General features: G+C 73.1%; 13 protein-coding genes. 9 read left to right on the forward strand and 4 right to left on the reverse strand.

Going from position 1 to position 15,563, the window contains the following annotated elements:
• Positions 1–465: 465 nt before the first annotated feature.
• The 8 genes from FHS13_RS12805 (at position 466) to FHS13_RS12840 (ending at position 7,784) form a co-directional block, all read left to right on the forward strand.
• Positions 466–1,524, forward strand: coding sequence for a hypothetical protein (locus FHS13_RS12805; protein ID WP_246405263.1), 1,059 nt, complete (start codon positions 466–468; stop codon positions 1,522–1,524).
• A gap of 58 nt (positions 1,525–1,582) precedes the next feature.
• Positions 1,583–2,359, forward strand: a complete 777-nt coding sequence (gene cpaB / locus FHS13_RS12810) for a Flp pilus assembly protein CpaB (RefSeq protein WP_184291887.1) — start codon at positions 1,583–1,585, stop codon at positions 2,357–2,359.
• A 3-nt stretch (positions 2,360–2,362) separates the two neighbouring features.
• Positions 2,363–3,766, forward strand: coding sequence for a CpaE/TadZ family protein (locus FHS13_RS12815; RefSeq protein ID WP_184291889.1), 1,404 nt, complete (start codon positions 2,363–2,365; stop codon positions 3,764–3,766).
• Between the two features lie 61 nt (positions 3,767–3,827).
• Entirely contained in the window at positions 3,828–4,184 is a 357-nt protein-coding gene (locus FHS13_RS12820) for a pilus assembly protein (RefSeq protein WP_343065022.1), read from the forward strand.
• Entirely contained in the window at positions 4,181–4,555 is a 375-nt protein-coding gene (locus tag FHS13_RS12825) for a TadE/TadG family type IV pilus assembly protein (protein ID WP_184291893.1), read from the forward strand. Before FHS13_RS12820 ends, FHS13_RS12825 begins: the two co-directional genes overlap by 4 nt.
• A gap of 14 nt (positions 4,556–4,569) precedes the next feature.
• The gene (locus tag FHS13_RS12830; RefSeq protein ID WP_184291895.1) at positions 4,570–5,898 is read left to right on the forward strand and encodes a TadA family conjugal transfer-associated ATPase; all 1,329 of its coding nucleotides are present in this window, start codon (positions 4,570–4,572) and stop codon (positions 5,896–5,898) included.
• Positions 5,899–5,926: 28 nt separating this feature from the next.
• Entirely contained in the window at positions 5,927–6,859 is a 933-nt protein-coding gene (locus FHS13_RS12835; protein ID WP_184291897.1) for a type II secretion system F family protein, read from the forward strand.
• 13 nt (positions 6,860–6,872) lie between these two features.
• Positions 6,873–7,784: a type II secretion system F family protein gene (locus FHS13_RS12840; protein WP_184291899.1), complete on the forward strand. Its 912-nt coding sequence runs from the start codon at positions 6,873–6,875 to the stop codon at positions 7,782–7,784.
• A gap of 105 nt (positions 7,785–7,889) precedes the next feature.
• Here FHS13_RS12840 and FHS13_RS12845 read toward each other — a convergent pair whose 3' ends face one another.
• From FHS13_RS12845 to FHS13_RS12860, 4 genes are all read right to left on the reverse strand, one after another.
• Positions 7,890–9,665 carry a PKD domain-containing protein gene (locus FHS13_RS12845; RefSeq protein ID WP_184291901.1) on the reverse strand — a complete coding sequence of 592 codons (1,776 nt, stop codon included), beginning with the start codon at positions 9,663–9,665 and terminating at the stop codon, positions 7,890–7,892.
• 348 nt (positions 9,666–10,013) lie between these two features.
• Positions 10,014–10,976: a nitroreductase/quinone reductase family protein gene (locus FHS13_RS12850; RefSeq protein WP_343065009.1), complete on the reverse strand. Its 963-nt coding sequence runs from the start codon at positions 10,974–10,976 to the stop codon at positions 10,014–10,016.
• A gap of 405 nt (positions 10,977–11,381) precedes the next feature.
• Entirely contained in the window at positions 11,382–13,412 is a 2,031-nt protein-coding gene (locus tag FHS13_RS12855) for a serine/threonine-protein kinase (protein WP_246405264.1), read from the reverse strand.
• Between the two features lie 474 nt (positions 13,413–13,886).
• A complete protein-coding gene (locus FHS13_RS12860) occupies positions 13,887–14,273 on the reverse strand; it encodes an ArsR/SmtB family transcription factor (RefSeq protein WP_184291905.1) in 387 nt (128 codons plus the stop codon).
• Positions 14,274–14,411: 138 nt separating this feature from the next.
• Between FHS13_RS12860 and FHS13_RS12865 the strand changes: the two genes are divergently transcribed.
• Entirely contained in the window at positions 14,412–15,422 is a 1,011-nt protein-coding gene (locus FHS13_RS12865; RefSeq protein ID WP_184291907.1) for an LLM class flavin-dependent oxidoreductase, read from the forward strand.
• Positions 15,423–15,563 lie beyond the last annotated feature (141 nt).

The following is a 15,563-nucleotide window of genomic DNA, read 5'->3' on the forward strand; positions in this document are numbered from 1 at the left end:
GTCTTCGCGGCCGATGGGTATCAGCAGAGGCGAGCGCGACAGCAGGGGAGGAAGAGCAGCAGGAGACAAGCAGCATGCATCGAGGCAGAAGAAGAGGACACATGCACCCAGGCCAGCCGTTCGTCGATCTGTCCACCCTCTGGCCACTTGCGGCCACGGAGCGCGTTCCCCCCGTTCACCGGGACCGCCCTCCCCAACCGCGGTCCTCCTCCTCTGCCTGCCCGGTAGGCACCCGGGGCGAACCCGAGGGCCTCCGGCCCCGCACCCAGATTTCCTGACCACCGCGGACCTCGCAGACCACGGCGCGCAGACGAGGCCTCCCGCGGCCCGGCACACATTCGTTACGATGCGACCGAGTACCCCCCTTCCCAGGGAAAGCCGATCGGCGCATCTGTCCAGCGCGGAACCGATGGAGCCTGCCCAGTGTCCAGAGCCCTACCACGGTCGGAGACGGCCGTAGCCCTGTTGGCGGACGTCCCCAGCACGGGCCACGTGGGCGAGGTCCGGGCGCAGCGGTTCGCGATGCTCGGCGACGGCATCGGCGAACGCAGCGCCGCCTTCGTCGCCTTTGCCAGGGAGCAGGTCGAGGCCGGCCGCAAGGTCGTCGCCCTCTACCCCTCCTGGCGCTCGTCCGACGCGGAACGGGCCGTCAACTTCGCACGCGGCGCCCTGTGCACCGACCACATCGCGGGGATACCCGTCGACCTCTCGCCCCTGTCCCTGTCCCTGGTCGCCGACCAGCTCGCCTACCTCGCCCCCTACCTTCCGCCGGGGATGATCGCCGCGCTCAGCACCGAACTGCCCAAGCACCTGCTCGCCGGTGCCTGGCTCAAGTCGGTGGCGGGCCTGGAGACCATTCCCACCTCCCGACGCCAGAGCATGGGCTCCTTCGCCCCGTCGGTGTCCTTCCTCGCCTACTGCGCCCCTGTCCCCCGGGTGAGCAGGCTGCGCCCCGCCGAGGTGGCCGACCACCTGCCCTTCAGACCCGTGCAGCCGGTGCAGCTGCTGTGCTCCACACCCGACCCCGGCATCACCCGGGTCTTCGACGACCACCTGCCGCAGGCGATCCAACCGGTCGCCACCCGGACCCTGCCCGCCCAGCCTCTGGGCCCCGCCTACTGGGGCACCACCAAGTACGTGGAGTTCGTGGCGCTGAGCGCCCACCCGCAGGCCCTCGCCTACGCGGCCGGGGCCGTCCGGGCCTCCGAATGCCACTGGTGCGGGGAGCCCATGGCGGCCAGGCCCTGCCCGTTCTGCGCCGGTGACACCGCCCGCACCCCGCTGCGGCCCCACCGGACCCGGCAGCCGCCGGGCGGAGCGGCACCGGGCGGACGCCGCCCCGCGCCGCGGACCGCACCCGAGCTCCCGGCCTCGCGGGAGGACCTTCCTCCGCACGACCACCGGCCTCCTCCGGAGACCCCGCCCTGGGGCACCGTCCACAGACCGCCCTCCACCGACCACCACGAGGCAAGCACGCCCGACGGCCGCGCCCGCCCCGAGGCCCCGCGGACCTACTCCTTCTAGGTCCCCGCCTCGGGCGGGCGGTGCCCCGCAACGAGCCTGGAAACGGAAAACACCCCCTATGAACCCCCGTCAGCGACGCGGTGTCCTCCTCATGGCGCTGGCCGCCATCGGCGCCGTCGCCGTGTTCGTCTCCGTGTTCACCTACCTCAGGTCCCAGGAGGAGCAGCTCGGCGCCTCCGCCACGGTCCTGCGCCTGACCGAGGACGTCGAGGCCTACCAGCCCCTCGGCGAGGAGTCCGTGGAGCGGGTGCAGGTGCCGGGCCGCTACTTCGACCCCGAGGTGTTCGTCAGCGACCTGTCGCTGATCGAGACGCCCGACGACCAGCAGCTGGTGGCGGCCACGGCCCTGAAGGCGGGGTCCTACCTGCAGCAGGGCATGGTGCAGCCCCAGCCCACCCTCACCTCGGGCGAGCGCGAGGTCGCCATCATGGTCGACGCCGAGACCGGTGTGGCCGGCAAGGTCCGGCGCGGCTCCTTCGTGGACATCTACGCGACCTTCGAGGCGCGCGACCACGGGCAGGCGTGCGCGGTGCGCATCCTGACCGAGGTGGAGGTGCTCGGCATCGGCGAGCTGCGCACCCAGGAGACCACCACCGGGGTCTCGGGGGTCGTCCCGGTGACCTTCCGGCTCGAACCGCAGGCCGCGCTCCAGCTCGCCTACGCCGAGGACTTCGCCACCAAGCTCCGGCTGGCCCTGGTGAGTGCCGAAGGCGGCGGATCCGCCGGGGAGGCGGAGTTCTGCAGCCAGGACTTCGAGGCCCTCACCGGCACCGGCGGATCCGGTGACGAGGGAAGCACAGCAGGCGACACGCGGCTCGCGCCGCACGGGGGGTAGACCTTGAACTTCCGAGTCCTGGCGGGCATGCCCACCTCCGAGGCGGAGATGGTGCTCGCCGCACGCTTCGACGAACTGCCCGGCAGCGACCTCGTCGCGGTGCGGCCCACCACGACGGCGCTCATCGACGCGGCCGGGGAGTTCCCCGACCTCGACGTCGTCCTGGTCCACCAGGACCTGGGCCCGGCCCCGGTGCTCGACGCGATCCGCGACCTGTCCCACCGGCATCCGCAGCTGGCGATCCTGCTGGTCTCCACCACCATGGACCCCGACACGCTCACCGGGGCCATGGAGGCGGGCGCGCGCGGGGTGCTGTCCGCCGACGCGGGGATCGCCGAACTGGACAACCGCGTCTCCCGCGCCGCCGAGTGGTCGCGCACCCTGCGCCGCCACCTGGAGTCGGCCTCCCTGGACCTGCCCGCGTCCTCGGGGGTGCGCGGCCGCGTCCTGACCGTCAGCGGCGCCAAGGGCGGCGTGGGCGCCACCACCTGCGCGGTGCACCTGGCGCTGGCCGCGGCCGCCGCCGAGCGCGTGGTGTGCCTGGTCGACCTGGACCTGCAGACCGGTGACCTGCCCGCATTCCTCAACCTGCGCCACCGCCGCTCCATCGGGGACCTCGCCGACGCGGGCGACGAGATCACCCCCGGCATGCTCGCCGAGACGCTGTACGTGGACCCGCGCGGACCCCACGTGCTCCTGGCCCCCGAGCACGGCGAGCGCGGCGAGGACGTGACCGGGCGCGTGGCCCGCCGGGTGCTGAGCGCGCTGCGCTCCCGCTACGAGGTGGTCGTGGTCGACTGCGGCTCCACCATGAACGAGGCGACCGCCATGGCGGTCGAGCTGGCTGACCGGGCGGTCGTCACGGTCACCCCGGACGTACCGGCGCTGCGCGGGGCACAGCGGCTGATGGCGATGTGGGAGCGGCTGCAGATCCGCTCCCGCCAGGACGTGTTCGCGCTGATGACCCGGCACAGCCGCAAGAACGAGATCCAGCCGGACTTCCTGCAGCAGCTGATGGGCACCCGGGTCCTGCGCACCCCCGTCCCGGCCAACTACCGGGCGCTGGAGCCGGCGGAGAACAACGGCGACCCCACCAAGGTCACCGACGAGGGGCTGCGCAAGGCGTTCGCCCGCCTGGCCTCCGAGCTCGACCTGCTGAGCCCGCCCGTCCAGCAGGCCGGCGGCAAGGGCGGCGCTCCCACACCGCCGAGCGGTCTGGGCGGTCTCGGGGGGTTCGCCCGCGCGGACGCCTCGCCCTCCACCCGTGACGTGTCGGGCTTCCTCAACGCCCCCGGCCCCGACCGGGCGCGGGCCGCCGCCAACGGCCACGCCCTGCCGCCGGGCCTGCCGCCCGGGGGCCTCTCCGGCCGCGGCTCCTCGGGAGGCCACGATGCCTTCCCCCGCTGAACGCGCCCCGCGCCGAAGCGGTCGCCTCCGGCGCCGCCGGGGGGACCGGGGAGCGGTGATCGTGGAGTTCGCCGCGGTGGTGCCGTTCCTGATGCTGTCCCTGGCACTGGTGTGGCAGGTGCTGCTGCTCGGCATCACGTCCATGTACGCGTCGCACGCCGCCTCGGAGGCGGCGCGGCAGGCGGCGGTCACACCGGACGACGCGGCGCGCATCGACGAGGAGGCGCGCAAACGGGTCCGCTCCCCGTGGGACGGCGAGGACGTGATGGCGGTGGAGGTCGTCGAGCGCGGCGGGGCGCACTATGCCCGCGTCACCATGGACATGCCGGTCTTCCTGCCCGGGATGTCGACTCCGTGGGGGGTCACCGGGGAGGCGCGGGTGGTCCCCGAGGTGGAGCCGCGGGGTTCGGTCGGATGAGCGCCGCACACCGCGTCCGGCGGCGCGACGGCGACCGGGGCGGCCCCCTGCTGGAGTTCGCCGCCGCCTTTCCCGTCCTGCTGTTCACGGCGGTCGTGGCCATCGAGGCGTTCCTGGCCTTCGTCGCCGCCGAGCGGCTGGAGTCGGCGGCCCGGGCAGGGGCCCGCGTGGCGGGGAGCCAGGAACTGGCGGGCGCGGAGGCGGCCGCGCACGAGGCGCTGCCGTCCTGGCTCGACGACGCCACCGTCACCAGCGGCGCCAACGGCAGCGGCGGCTTCTACGTGGAGGTGTCCCATCCGCTGCCGATCGTGTTCTCCGCCGCGGGCTTCGACCTGACCGTGACACGGCGTGTGGAGATGCCCAATGTGTGAGGAGGGAGCCAGGTATGGGCCTGAGGGACCGTCTTGAGGACGACCGCGCGGTCGAGGCGCGCGCCGACCGCGGAAGCGTCACGCACTGGCGGCGCCGCCTGCTGGAGGAGATCAACCTCGAGGACCTCACCCGGCTGACGCTGGCCCAGCGCCGGGTCCGGCTGGAGAAGGTCGTGGGGCACATCCTCACCCGCGAGGGCCCCGTGCTCTCCGAGCGGGAGCGGTCGGTGCTCATCCGGCGGGTGGTCGACGAGGCGCTCGGCCTGGGCGTGCTGGAGCCCCTGCTGGCCGACGAGACCGTCACCGAGATCATGGTCAACGGCCCCGACAACGTCTTCGTCGAACGGGGCGGGCGGATGCAGCGCATCAACGCCACCTTCAACGGCGAGGAGCAGCTCTACCAGACCATCGACCGGATCGTGTCCCTGGTCAACCGGCGGGTGGACGAGTCCTCCCCCATGGTGGACGCGCGCCTGCCCACCGGCGAGCGGGTCAACGTGATCATCCCGCCGCTGTCGCTGTCGGGCCCGGTCCTGACCATCCGGCGCTTCCCCAAGCCCTACCCGATCGAGGAACTCGTGCGGATGGGCAGCCTGGACGCGGCGACCGGTGTCCTGCTGTCGGCGATGGTGCGCTCGCGGTTCAACATCGTGGTCTCGGGCGGTACCGGCAGCGGCAAGACGACGTTCCTCAACGCCCTGTCGGCGTTCGTCCCCTCCACCGAGCGCATCGTCACCATCGAGGACTCCGCCGAGCTGCAGCTGATGCAGGAGCACGTGGTGCGTCTGGAGTCGCGTCCGCCCAACATCGAGGGCAAGGGCGCGATCGTCATCCGCGACCTGGTGCGCAACGCGCTGCGGATGCGCCCCGACCGCATCATCGTGGGCGAGGTGCGCGGACCCGAGACCATCGACATGCTGCAGGCCATGAACACCGGCCACGACGGCTCCCTGGCGACCGTGCACTCCAACTCGGCCGACGACGCCATCCACCGGTTGCAGACGCTGGCGAGCATGGGCGAGGGGACCATCCCCTTCGAGGCGATCCGCGACCAGATCAACAGCGCGGTCGACGCCATCGTGCACCTGGGCCGCTGGCCGGACGGGTCGCGGCGGGTCAACGAGATCAGTGTGGTGGCCTCGCGGCGCCGGGAGGAGTTCCGGCTGGAGCCGGTCATGCGCTTCGAGTCGCTCCCCTTCACCCCCCAGCGCTCGGTGGAGGGCCGCTTCCTGCACTTCCCGGTCCCCCGGTACGTGGCCGAGCGGATCTACCACACGGGCGAGACCGTCCCCGCGGCGTTCGGTGTGGCGCCCGAGGAGCACGGCCCCCGGGGCGTCCGGTGAACCGCGCCCCCGACCGGAAGGAGACCCGGTGACCTGGCAGTTCGCGGCGATCCTCGGCGGCCTCGCCGTGGTGCTCGCACTGGTGCTGTGGGCGCTGTGGGAGTTCGCGGTCAGCGCCGAGCAGCGGCGCCTGATCGCCTCCCGCAGTGCGCTGGCCGAGGCCGAGTACCGGGCCTCCACCCCCTCGGCGCGGCTGGACGCGGCGATCCACCGGACCCAGTGGGGGGCGCGGCTGCACCGCCGCATCACCCGCTCGGGCGCCGAGATCCGCCTGTCGACGTTCGTGGTCGGGCTCACGGGCGGATCGCTGCTGGCGGTGGTGGTGGTCTGGCAGGTGCTGGCGCCGTTCTTCGGGCTGCTGGCGGCGGCCGGGGTGGCGTTCCTGTTCTTCTCCTACCTCAACCGCGCCCAGGCCAAGCGCCGCGAGGAGTTCACGGCCCAGCTCCCGGACCTGGCGCGGGTGCTGGGCAACGCGACCTCCGCCGGGCTGGCGCTGCCGACCGCGGTGGCGATGGCCGCCGAGGAGCTCGACGGGCCCGCCGGCGAGGAGCTGGGCCGTATGGCCGAGCAGATGAAGCTGGGCGCGAGCTTCGAGGAGTCCGTGCAGGACCTGCGCGAGCGGATGCCCTCCCGTGAGCTGGGCGTGCTGCTGTCCACGCTGGTGGTGTCGTCCCGCTCGGGCGGCTCGCTGGTCACGGCGCTGCGCAACATCTCCACCACCCTGGAGAACCGCAAGGAGACCCGCCGCGAGGTGCAGACCATCCTCAGCGAGACCACGAGCACCGTGTGGGCGCTGGGGTTCATGTCGGTGGGCGCCCTGTTCCTCATCAACGCGATCGAGCCGGGCATCATGCGCGCGATGACCACGTCGGCGGCCGGAATCGCCGTGCTGCTGGTGGTGGCCGCCCTGTTCACCGTCGGTTTCACGCTGGTGTCCCGCATCACCAAGTTCGACCTGTAGGAGCGACCCCCCGATGAGTGCCCTCCCCCTGCTGGTCCCGGCCCTGCTGTCGCTGGCCGCCGCGCTGCTCGTACCGGTGGCCGTGCGCGGCCTGTACCTGGTGCTGTCGCAGTCCCGGCTGCGGGTGGCCGGTACGGGTGTGCACCCGCCCAGGACGCGGGAGGAGCAGACCTTCTTCCTGCACCGGATCACCGAGGCGATCGGCCGCCCGTTCGCGGGCGCGCTGGCGGGGGCGCTGGGTGAGGCGCGGCTGGTGTCGGTGGGACGGCGCATCGAGGCGGCCGGCCGCCCCGACGGTCTCTCCGTGGAGCGCTACCTGCGGCGCAAGGTCGGCGAGGTCGCGCTGTACGGCGCGGTGGGTGTGCTGATGTTCGCGGTCGGGAACCCGCTCATCGGCCTGGTCGTGCTGGCGTTCACGGCTCTGACCGACCTCGACCTGTACGTCCGGACCCAGGAGCGGGCCGACAAGGTGCAGTCGCAGCTGCCCGACTTCCTGGATGTGCTCGCGGTGACGGTGAGCGCGGGCCTGTCGTTCCGCTCGGCGCTGTCGCGGGTGGCCGAGTCGATGCCGGGGGTGCTCGCCGACGAGTTCACGCTCGCCCTGCGGCAGATGGACCTGGGCACGCCCCGGCGCGAGGCGTTCGAGATGCTGCGCCGCCGCAACCGCAACGAGTCGCTGAGCAAGTTCGTGACGGCGATCCAGCAGGCCGAGGAGCTGGGGGCGCCGCTGAGCGACACCCTCGTCAACATCAGCCAGGACATGCGCCGTGCCGACGCCCAGTACATGCGCCGCAAGGCCCAGCGCCTCAATCCGCGCGTGACGATGGTGACGGCGGTGACGCTGCTGCCGGGGCTGCTGCTGCTCATCGTCGGGTCGATGTTCCTGGGCACCGAGGTCGATCTCGGCGTCATCCTGGGCGACTGACGCGGCCCCTCCCCCGGAGAGCCGGGGAGGGGCCGCGAGGCAGGAGAGGGTTCCGTGTGGAGGCGCGGAGCCGGGGGCTCCGCCTCCGCGGTGCCCTCGCGCGGGCTATCTGAGGGTGATGTTCCTGGTCGCGGTGGCGGTGGCGCCCTCGGTGTCGGTGACGGTGAGGGTCACGGTGTAGGTCCCGGCACCCGGGAAGAAGTGCCAGGGCGAGGCGCCGCTGCCGCTGGAGCCGTCGCCGAAGTTCCACGCGTAGGACGCGATCGGGGCGTCCCCGGCCTCGGAGGAGGAGGCGTTGAACTGGCACAGGCGGAAGAGGCTGTAGCAGCTGCCGGTGAAGGCGGCCGTGGGACCGGTGTGGTCGGGGGCGCCCACGGAGATCTCGGCGGTGGCGGTGTCGGTGGCGCCCGAGTCGTCGGTGACGGTGAGGGTCACGGTGTAGTCGCCCTCGGCGCCGTAGGTGTGCTCGACGGTGGCGCCGGTGCCGGTGGTGCCGTCGCCGAAGTCCCAGGACCAGCCGGTGACCGTGCCGCCGGAGGAGGACGCGGACCCGTCGAAGGCGCAGGTCAGCGTGGTGTCGTCGCAGGAGTGGGTGAGGGAGGCGACCGGACCGGCGGGCGGCGGGGCGTCGCCGTCGGCCGGGAACAGGTCGGCGTCACCGACGTCGAGCAGGGGCTCGTGGACGCCGTCGCCGGAGTCGTCGGTCCAGTCGTGGTTGCCGGCCGTGACCAGGGTGTCGTACATGGCCATGACGCCGTTGCGGTCGGTGGGCCTGGCGTCGCCGGTGGCGAGGAGGGCCAGGCCGCCCGCGGCGTGCGGGGAGGCCATCGAGGTGCCGCTCATGCTGCCGTAGGCGCCGCCGGGCAGGGTGGAGGTGATGCAGGATCCGGGGGCCGCGATCTCCACGACCGCGCCGTAGTTGGAGAAGTAGGAGAGGGTGTCGTCGGCGTCGCCGGTGCAGCCGAGGCTGCCGCCGTTGCCGCCGGGCGCGCCGTCGGAGTCGGCCATGGAGGAGACCGTCAGCACGTCGGGGTGGTTGGCGGGGAAGAAGTTCGCCGCGTCGGTGGCGCTGTTGCCCGCGGCGACCGCGAAGGCGACGCCCGAGTCGACCGCCGAGGAGATGGCCTGGCCGAGGGCCTGGTTGCTGCAGTTCTGGCAGCCCAGGCTCATGTTGGCGACGGCGATCTCGTCGGCGTGGGCCGCCACGTGGTCGACGCCCGCCGTGATGCCGGCCAGGGAGCCGCTGCCGGAGGCGTTGAGGACCTGGACGTTCCAGATGTCGGCGCCGGGGGCCATGCCGACGACGCCCTCTCCGTTGTCGATGGCGGCGGCGCTGCCGGCGACGTGGGTGCCGTGCCCGTTGCCGTCGCTCGCGGTGTTGGGGACGCAGGTGCCGCTGGTGCAGTTGACGGAGTCCACCACGTTGAGGTCGGGGTGGGAGCCGTCGACGCCGGTGTCGAGGACCGCGATGGCGACGTCGGGCACGTAGTCGGCCTGGCCGTTGATCGCCAGGTTCGGGTTGTCGGGGGCGAAGGTGCGGGAGATCCCGTCGGGCACGTCCTGGTCGAAGGCGTGGACGGGCTGGTCCTCCTGGACGAAGGCGACGTCGGGGTCGAGGAGGAGGTCGGAGGCCTCGGCGGCGGTCATCTCCGCGGCGTAGCCGGTGAGGGCGTGCTCGTAGACGCCGATCGGGTCGTCGTCATTGCGTTCGGCGACCTCGTCGGGGGCGGCCGACTCGTCCAGGACGACGATGTAGGTGCGCTCGGTGGTGTCGGTGGTGTCGAGGAAGCCGGGGACCTCCTCGGCGAGGGCAGGGGGGGCGAGCATGACGGGCAGCAGGGCGAAGGCCGCTGCGGCCGCGCCCAGTGTGCTCTTGCGCATGTACCGGTGAACCCTTCGGGGGGCGACGGGGGGACGGGGGAGGGTGGCCACCCGGCATCATCTTCCGTTGCGGACGGAGTCCCGGCAATACGTGGTCGCCACGTAAGTTCACCGATACGGGAGGGGGCTACGGAGGTGCTGTGGAGCACCTACCGAGGCCGGTCCGGAGCTTCCCGGACCCCGCCCCGGAGACGACCCCCGGGGCGGGGCACCGGCGCCGACCGGCGGGAAAGCTGCAGCCGTCAGGCCGTCGATCGAGGGCGGTGGTGGGCGACGGGCAAGAAGGCTACGGCCGTCAGGCCGTCGATTGAGGGCGGTGGTGGGCGACGGGCAAGAAGGCTGCGGCCGTCAGGCCGTCGGTTGAGGGTGGTGGGGGGTGACGGGCGGGAAGGGGATGGCTTCCAGCGTCGGCAGCAGCGTGGCCTCCTCGTGGTCCAGGTGCTCTTCCAGTTCCCGGGTCATCCGGTCCAGTTCGGCGCGGAAGGCGTCCGGGTCGGCGGTGGCCAGCTCGCCCAGGAGCGCCTCCAGTTCGCGGCGGATGCGGTCGACCACCACGTGCTCCTCCGAGAGCCGGCGCAGGGTGTCGGCCAGGTGCGGGTTCTGCTCCGCCAGGACGGGGAACATGGACTCCTCGCCGGTGTGGTGGAAGTGCAGGGACTCGCAGAAGGCCAGGCAGTGCTGGCGGATCTGGAGGGTGAGCCCGGGCTGGGGCACGGTGCCCTCCCGGGCGGCCCGCGCGTCGCGTTCGGCGAGGTAGGCGTCCGCCTCCTGGCGGACGCGGTCCAGCTGACCGCGCAGCCAGCGGTGGATCTCCACGAGCTTCTCCGCCAGGTTCTCGGCCTCCTTCGCGCCTTCGTCCTCGTGGACGCGGTCGAGCGCGACCACCGGCAGGATCCGCTCCGTTCCGGCCTGGTAGTCGCCGTAGCCGGGGGCCGCCTCGACGCACGCGGCGAAGAGGCGGTCGCGCTCGTCCCCCTCGGTGGGCACCGCGACGGCGTCGAACACCTCGCTGCCCAGCTCCACCCGCACCATCGGCCGGGCGAGCACGTTGCGGTACCAGTCGGGGTGGCGGTCGGAGCCGCCGGCCGAGGCGACGACCAGGAGGCGTCCCTCGGCGCGGACCCAGCCGAGCGGCGTGGTGTGCTCACGGCCGCTGCGGGCGCCGACCGTGGTGAGCAGCAGAAGGTCGCCCCCCTCGAACATGCCGCCGACGCGGCCGCCGTTGGCGCGGAACTCCTCCACCACGGGAAGGTTGAAGTCGCTCACGTGCGGTGCGTCGCCGGGGCCGGACCGGGCGTTGGTTTCGGACACAGGAATCTCCTCGGTGATCGGTGTGCGGCCGTCCCCGAGGGATCCCCGGCGGTGCGCGGGCACGCGCAGGCGTCGGGGTCACAGGACACGAAGGGCCCGCGGACACGGCGGAGCCGGGAGGGCGGGGAGGCCGCAGAGCATTCGGTTTCCACGGGACCCGTCAGGGCCCCGGAGGCGCTCGGCGGGTCCTCGGCTGCGGAGGAGGGCCGGCGCGGGGCGTGCTCAGATGCGGTGCGCGGTGTGTGTGCTCACAGGTCGCTCCCCGGACATGTCAGGGTGCCTCCATACCGGCCGACCGGCCCACTGCTCTTGGTCGGTGGTACGTGACACGGCGTCGAGAGTATCCCCGGGGCGCCGATGCCGTCCACATCCAGGAGTGGCCGCATCCGGCCCCGGGGGCCGCGCTCAGGTCCCGGGGAGGGGGTGTGCGGCGATGTCCTCGACGGCCGGGATCCCCGGGTCCACCTCCGTGTCGATGCCCACGAACGTGTACAGCGTGTACCAGTACTCCGGCGAGGCTCCGAGGAAGACCTCCGGGGGCTCCTCCGCCAGCGGCCGCCCTCCCAGAGGGGGTCCGCCCGGCGCGGACTCGGTGGCGAAGGCCAGCGGGACGCCGTCCTCGGTGGCCACGAGCGTGAACCGCGCCTCCGTACCGGTGTCGGAGGCGGGAAGGCTCCCCTCGATCCGGATCGCGGGCACCTCGTCGGGCGGGTCCTCCCCCGCCAGGTGGCCGTAGGCGTCCTGGGCCGGCACCGGCGCGGTGTGGACGGCCTCCTCCTCCGCGGTGATCTCGCCCTCCTGGGCGGCGCGGACGAGCGGCCGGAGGATCTGTTCGGGGTCGAAGGCCTCCTCGTCGGCCTCGGGCCCGGCGGGTGCCCACGTGGCGGGGCCGTTCCAGGCGGTGCCCTCGGCGCGCAGCAGCTGCCCGTCGGCCAGTGCGAGGTCGCTGACCCGGGAGCCGCTGACGGTGCCGACCCAGCGCAGCGCCTCGGGCTCGGCCCGGTAGAGGATGCGTTCGTTGAGGGTAGGAGTGAGGCCGGTGTCCGCCGGCAGCGGCTGCCCGTAGCCCTCGCCGTTGCCCGCGTGGGTGAGGACGGTCATCTCCAGGGACCGCGCCTCCAGGAGGCGCTCCGCGGACGCCGCCACCAGGTCGGCTCCGGACAGGGGGCCGGCGTCGGGCCCCGAGGCGTCGTCGGTCTCCTCCTCGGGGGTCTGCGACACGGGTTCGACGTCCTCGGCCAGGGCGTCGAACAGGGCGTAGCCGCCGCCCGCGACAACGGTGAACCCCAGGCAGCCGAGAAGGCCCAGGACGAGGACGCGGCCCGCAGCCGAGGTCTTGCGGTGGCGGGACCGGCGGGGCGCGGCGGGCGCCCGGTCCTCCTCGGGAGCCGGTTCGGGGGTCGGCTCCGGGCTCTCCGGGGGAGAAGCGGCGGCGCGCAGGTGCTGCACCGCGACGCGGTTCTCCGGAACCCAGACCGACTCCCCCGCGGCGGCTGCCGCCTCGTCGAGCGCGTAGGCCGCGGCGACCCAGCGCTCGGGCTGGTGCCAGCGGGTGTCGACGCGGGGCCAGAACGCGCGGGTGTAGCCGCGCAGCAGTTCCGGCCAGGTGTTGCGGGTGGCGCTCTCGTCGGCGCCCAGGAGCAGCAGGCACATCAGGAACACCTCCTCCGCGGAGGGGCGGCAGGCGGGGTCGGCGTCCAGTGCGCGCTCCAGCACGCCCCCCAGGTCCGGGGGCAGCGCGGACAGGTCGACGCCCTGTTCCCGCGCCCGCCAGGCCGCCTCGTAGAGGGGCGCCCGCCCGCCGAGCGGTTCGCGGCCGGTCGCGGCGTAGGCCACCAGGCACGCCCAGGAGAAGACGTCGGAGCGCGGGTCGGGCCGCGCCCCCTCGTAGCGTTCGGGGGCCAGCCAGCCGATGCGGCCCTCGGGTTCGGCGGCGGTGCCGTCGTCGACGCGGCGGGCGATGCCGTAGTCGACGACCCGGGGTCCGTCGGAGGTGACCAGCACGTTCTCGGGGACGATGTCTCCGTGCGCGGTGTCGGTCCCGTGCATCACGGCCAGGGCCTCGGCGGTCCCCGCCGCCAGGACCAGGAGCGCCTTCCCGGCGAGGGCGCCCCGTGTGCGGACGTGTTCACCCAGGTCCGGGGCGGGGCGGTAGGCGACGGCGGCCCACGGCCGGCCCCGGTGGACACCGCTGTCCACGGGCCCCAGCACGAGGCCTCCGGTGTCGGGGGTCTCGCCGCGGCGGCCGGCCCCGGGCACCTCCCGGACGCCGGCGACCCTGAGGGCGAGGGGTTCTCCCCGGGGTGACACGGCGGCGTGGACGACACCGGAGCCGGCGTCGGCGAGCCGGCCGATCAACCGGTGCGGGCCGACCCACACGGGGTCGCTGTCGGCGAGAGGACGGACGTGGGGCGGGAGTGCGACTTCAGGGGGCATGGGGCCGGCTTTCCACTCTCCTGGGGCGGGGCGCTGTGTCCTCCTCACGGCCCAGGCTCGCGAATGTGGCGAGTTTCGAAAGTACATCCCCGACATAGCCGGTGCCACCCGGACGCATGTTTCGGACACGGACAGAAGCGGCCGGTCGGGGCACCTCGTACTCCTGGTGCGCAAAGGGAGGGGAGAGGCGGCTCCTCGCCTCTTCCCTCCTCCTTCTCTCGAACACTCCGGAGCGGGAAGGCGGCGGATGCCTCCGGCGGGGCGACGCGCCGCTCCTCCGGAGGGCGCGGTGCACCGGTTACCTCCCCTTCGAGGCTTGTGCCCCACCGCTTTTCCCTGCGGCTTGCCGCAACCACCCGCGCCGTGCCCGCCGGTCCCCTACTGTGGGGGCTGCGGAACCCCTCCGGGCCCCGGCGGGGCCCGACCGGGTACCGACCGCTGCCGGGCGGGCGGCGCTCCGTTCCCCTCTCACTCCTACTCCTGGGGAACGGTCTCCGCTCGCCCACTTCCGAGCCGGTCCGAGGGCGTACCGGACCCGCACGCGTCCTGGCGCACGGTGTCCCGGCAGGCCAGCACCGTCTCCAGCAGCCCCGGGAAGCGGTTCTCCAGCTCCGCGCCGCGCAGCGAGACGAAGCACCGGGTGCCCTCCGTGCGGCTCTGCACCAGGCCCGCCCTGCGCAGGATCTTCAGGTGATGGCTGAGGGTCGACTGGGCGATGGGCAGGTCGAGGTCCCTCCACGCGCGCTCGCCCTCCGCGAGCATCCGCACGATCCGCAGGCGGGTGGGCTCCGCCATGGCGGCGAGCACGGTGACCAGTTCCACCTCGTCGAGCTGGGGGTGCGCCTGCTCCCTGGGGGCCAAGGCGGGCCTCCTTCCCGTGCGCCTTCCGGCGGGGTCATCCGGTTTGTCCTGTGACAGCCGGAAGTGTAGCTTGGTTGTTCGATGTTCGTCGAACATCGAACGATGAGCAGCACGCAGGGGGAGAGGGAACGACCACCCATGTCCGAGTTCAAACTGTCCGTGCTCGACCACGCCAGTGTCTCCGAAGGGTCCACCCCCGGCCAGGCGCTGCGGGCCGTACGCGAGCTGGCCCAGCACGCCGAGCGTCTGGGCTACACGCGCTTCTGGCTCTCCGAGCACCACAACATGCAGGCCATCGCGAGCGCCGCCACGTCCGTGGCACTGGGGTTCGTGGCCGAGGGCACCTCGACGATCCGCGTCGGCGCGGGCGGGGTGATGCTGCCCAACCACTCCCCGCTGGTGATCGCCGAGCAGTTCGGAACCCTGGAGTCCCTCTACCCCGGCCGGATCGACCTGGGGCTGGGGCGGGCACCCGGCACCGACCCTCGCACGATGGCGGCGCTGCGGCGCGACCACAACGCGGCGGCGTCGTTCCCCCGGGACGTGCAGGAGCTCCAGGCCTACTTCGAGCCCGCCCAGGAGAACCAGGCCGTGCGCGCGGTGCCCGGCGAGGGGCTGCGGGTGCCGCTGTGGATCCTGGGTTCCAGCCTCTTCGGCGCCCAGCTGGCCGCCCACCTCGGTCTGCCCTACTCGTTCGCGTCCCACTTCGCGCCCGACGCCCTGTACGAGGCGGTCAGGGTCTACCGCGAGACCTTCCAGCCCTCGGAACAGCTCGCCCGGCCCTACGTGATGCTGGGGGCCAACGCCTTCGTCGCCGACACCGACGAGGAGGCCCAGCGCCTGTTCACGACGATGCAGCAGGCGTTCCTGGGAACCGTGCGGGGCGCGCGCGGCCTGCTGCAGCCTCCGGTGGACTCGATGGACACCGCCTGGCGTCCCGGGGAGCGGGAACGGTTGGACCACATGCTTCGTTACTCGTTCGTGGGATCACCCGAAACGGTCCGGCGCAAGCTCGAACTGTTCGTCACCGACACGGGGGCGGACGAGGTGATGGTGTCGTCGATGATCTACGACCAGGAAGCTCGTCTGCGCTCCTACGAGCTGCTGGCCCGGGCCGCGGAGCTGCCCGGCAGCACCGGCCGAGGCTGATCCCGCGCCCGTCCCGGGTAACGACAAGGGTGGCGGCGCCGACACTGTTGGCAGGCAGTGGCGCCGTCTCCCGGGCACGGAGCAGACCGGTTCGGACGTCTGCGGCGACGTCCGAACCGGTTCGCTGTCTCCGGAGGAACC

The sequence above is a fragment of the Nocardiopsis algeriensis genome, assembly GCF_014203695.1.
Taxonomy (GTDB): Bacteria; Actinomycetota; Actinomycetes; order Streptosporangiales; family Streptosporangiaceae; genus Nocardiopsis; species Nocardiopsis algeriensis.

Bases quoted from the DNA above. Each gene is read 5' to 3' on its own strand.
- cpaB (WP_184291887.1), top strand. From the start codon at position 1,583: ATGAACCCCCGTCAGCGACGCGGTGTCCTCCTCATGGCGCTGGCCGCC.
- FHS13_RS12825 (WP_184291893.1), top strand. From the start codon at position 4,181: ATGAGCGCCGCACACCGCGTCCGGCGGCGCGACGGCGACCGGGGCGGC.
- FHS13_RS12830 (WP_184291895.1), top strand. From the start codon at position 4,570: ATGGGCCTGAGGGACCGTCTTGAGGACGACCGCGCGGTCGAGGCGCGC.
- FHS13_RS12840 (WP_184291899.1), top strand. From the start codon at position 6,873: ATGAGTGCCCTCCCCCTGCTGGTCCCGGCCCTGCTGTCGCTGGCCGCC.
- FHS13_RS12845 (WP_184291901.1), bottom strand. From the start codon at position 9,665: ATGCGCAAGAGCACACTGGGCGCGGCCGCAGCGGCCTTCGCCCTGCTG.
- FHS13_RS12855 (WP_246405264.1), bottom strand. From the start codon at position 13,412: ATGCCCCCTGAAGTCGCACTCCCGCCCCACGTCCGTCCTCTCGCCGAC.
- FHS13_RS12865 (WP_184291907.1), top strand. From the start codon at position 14,412: ATGTCCGAGTTCAAACTGTCCGTGCTCGACCACGCCAGTGTCTCCGAA.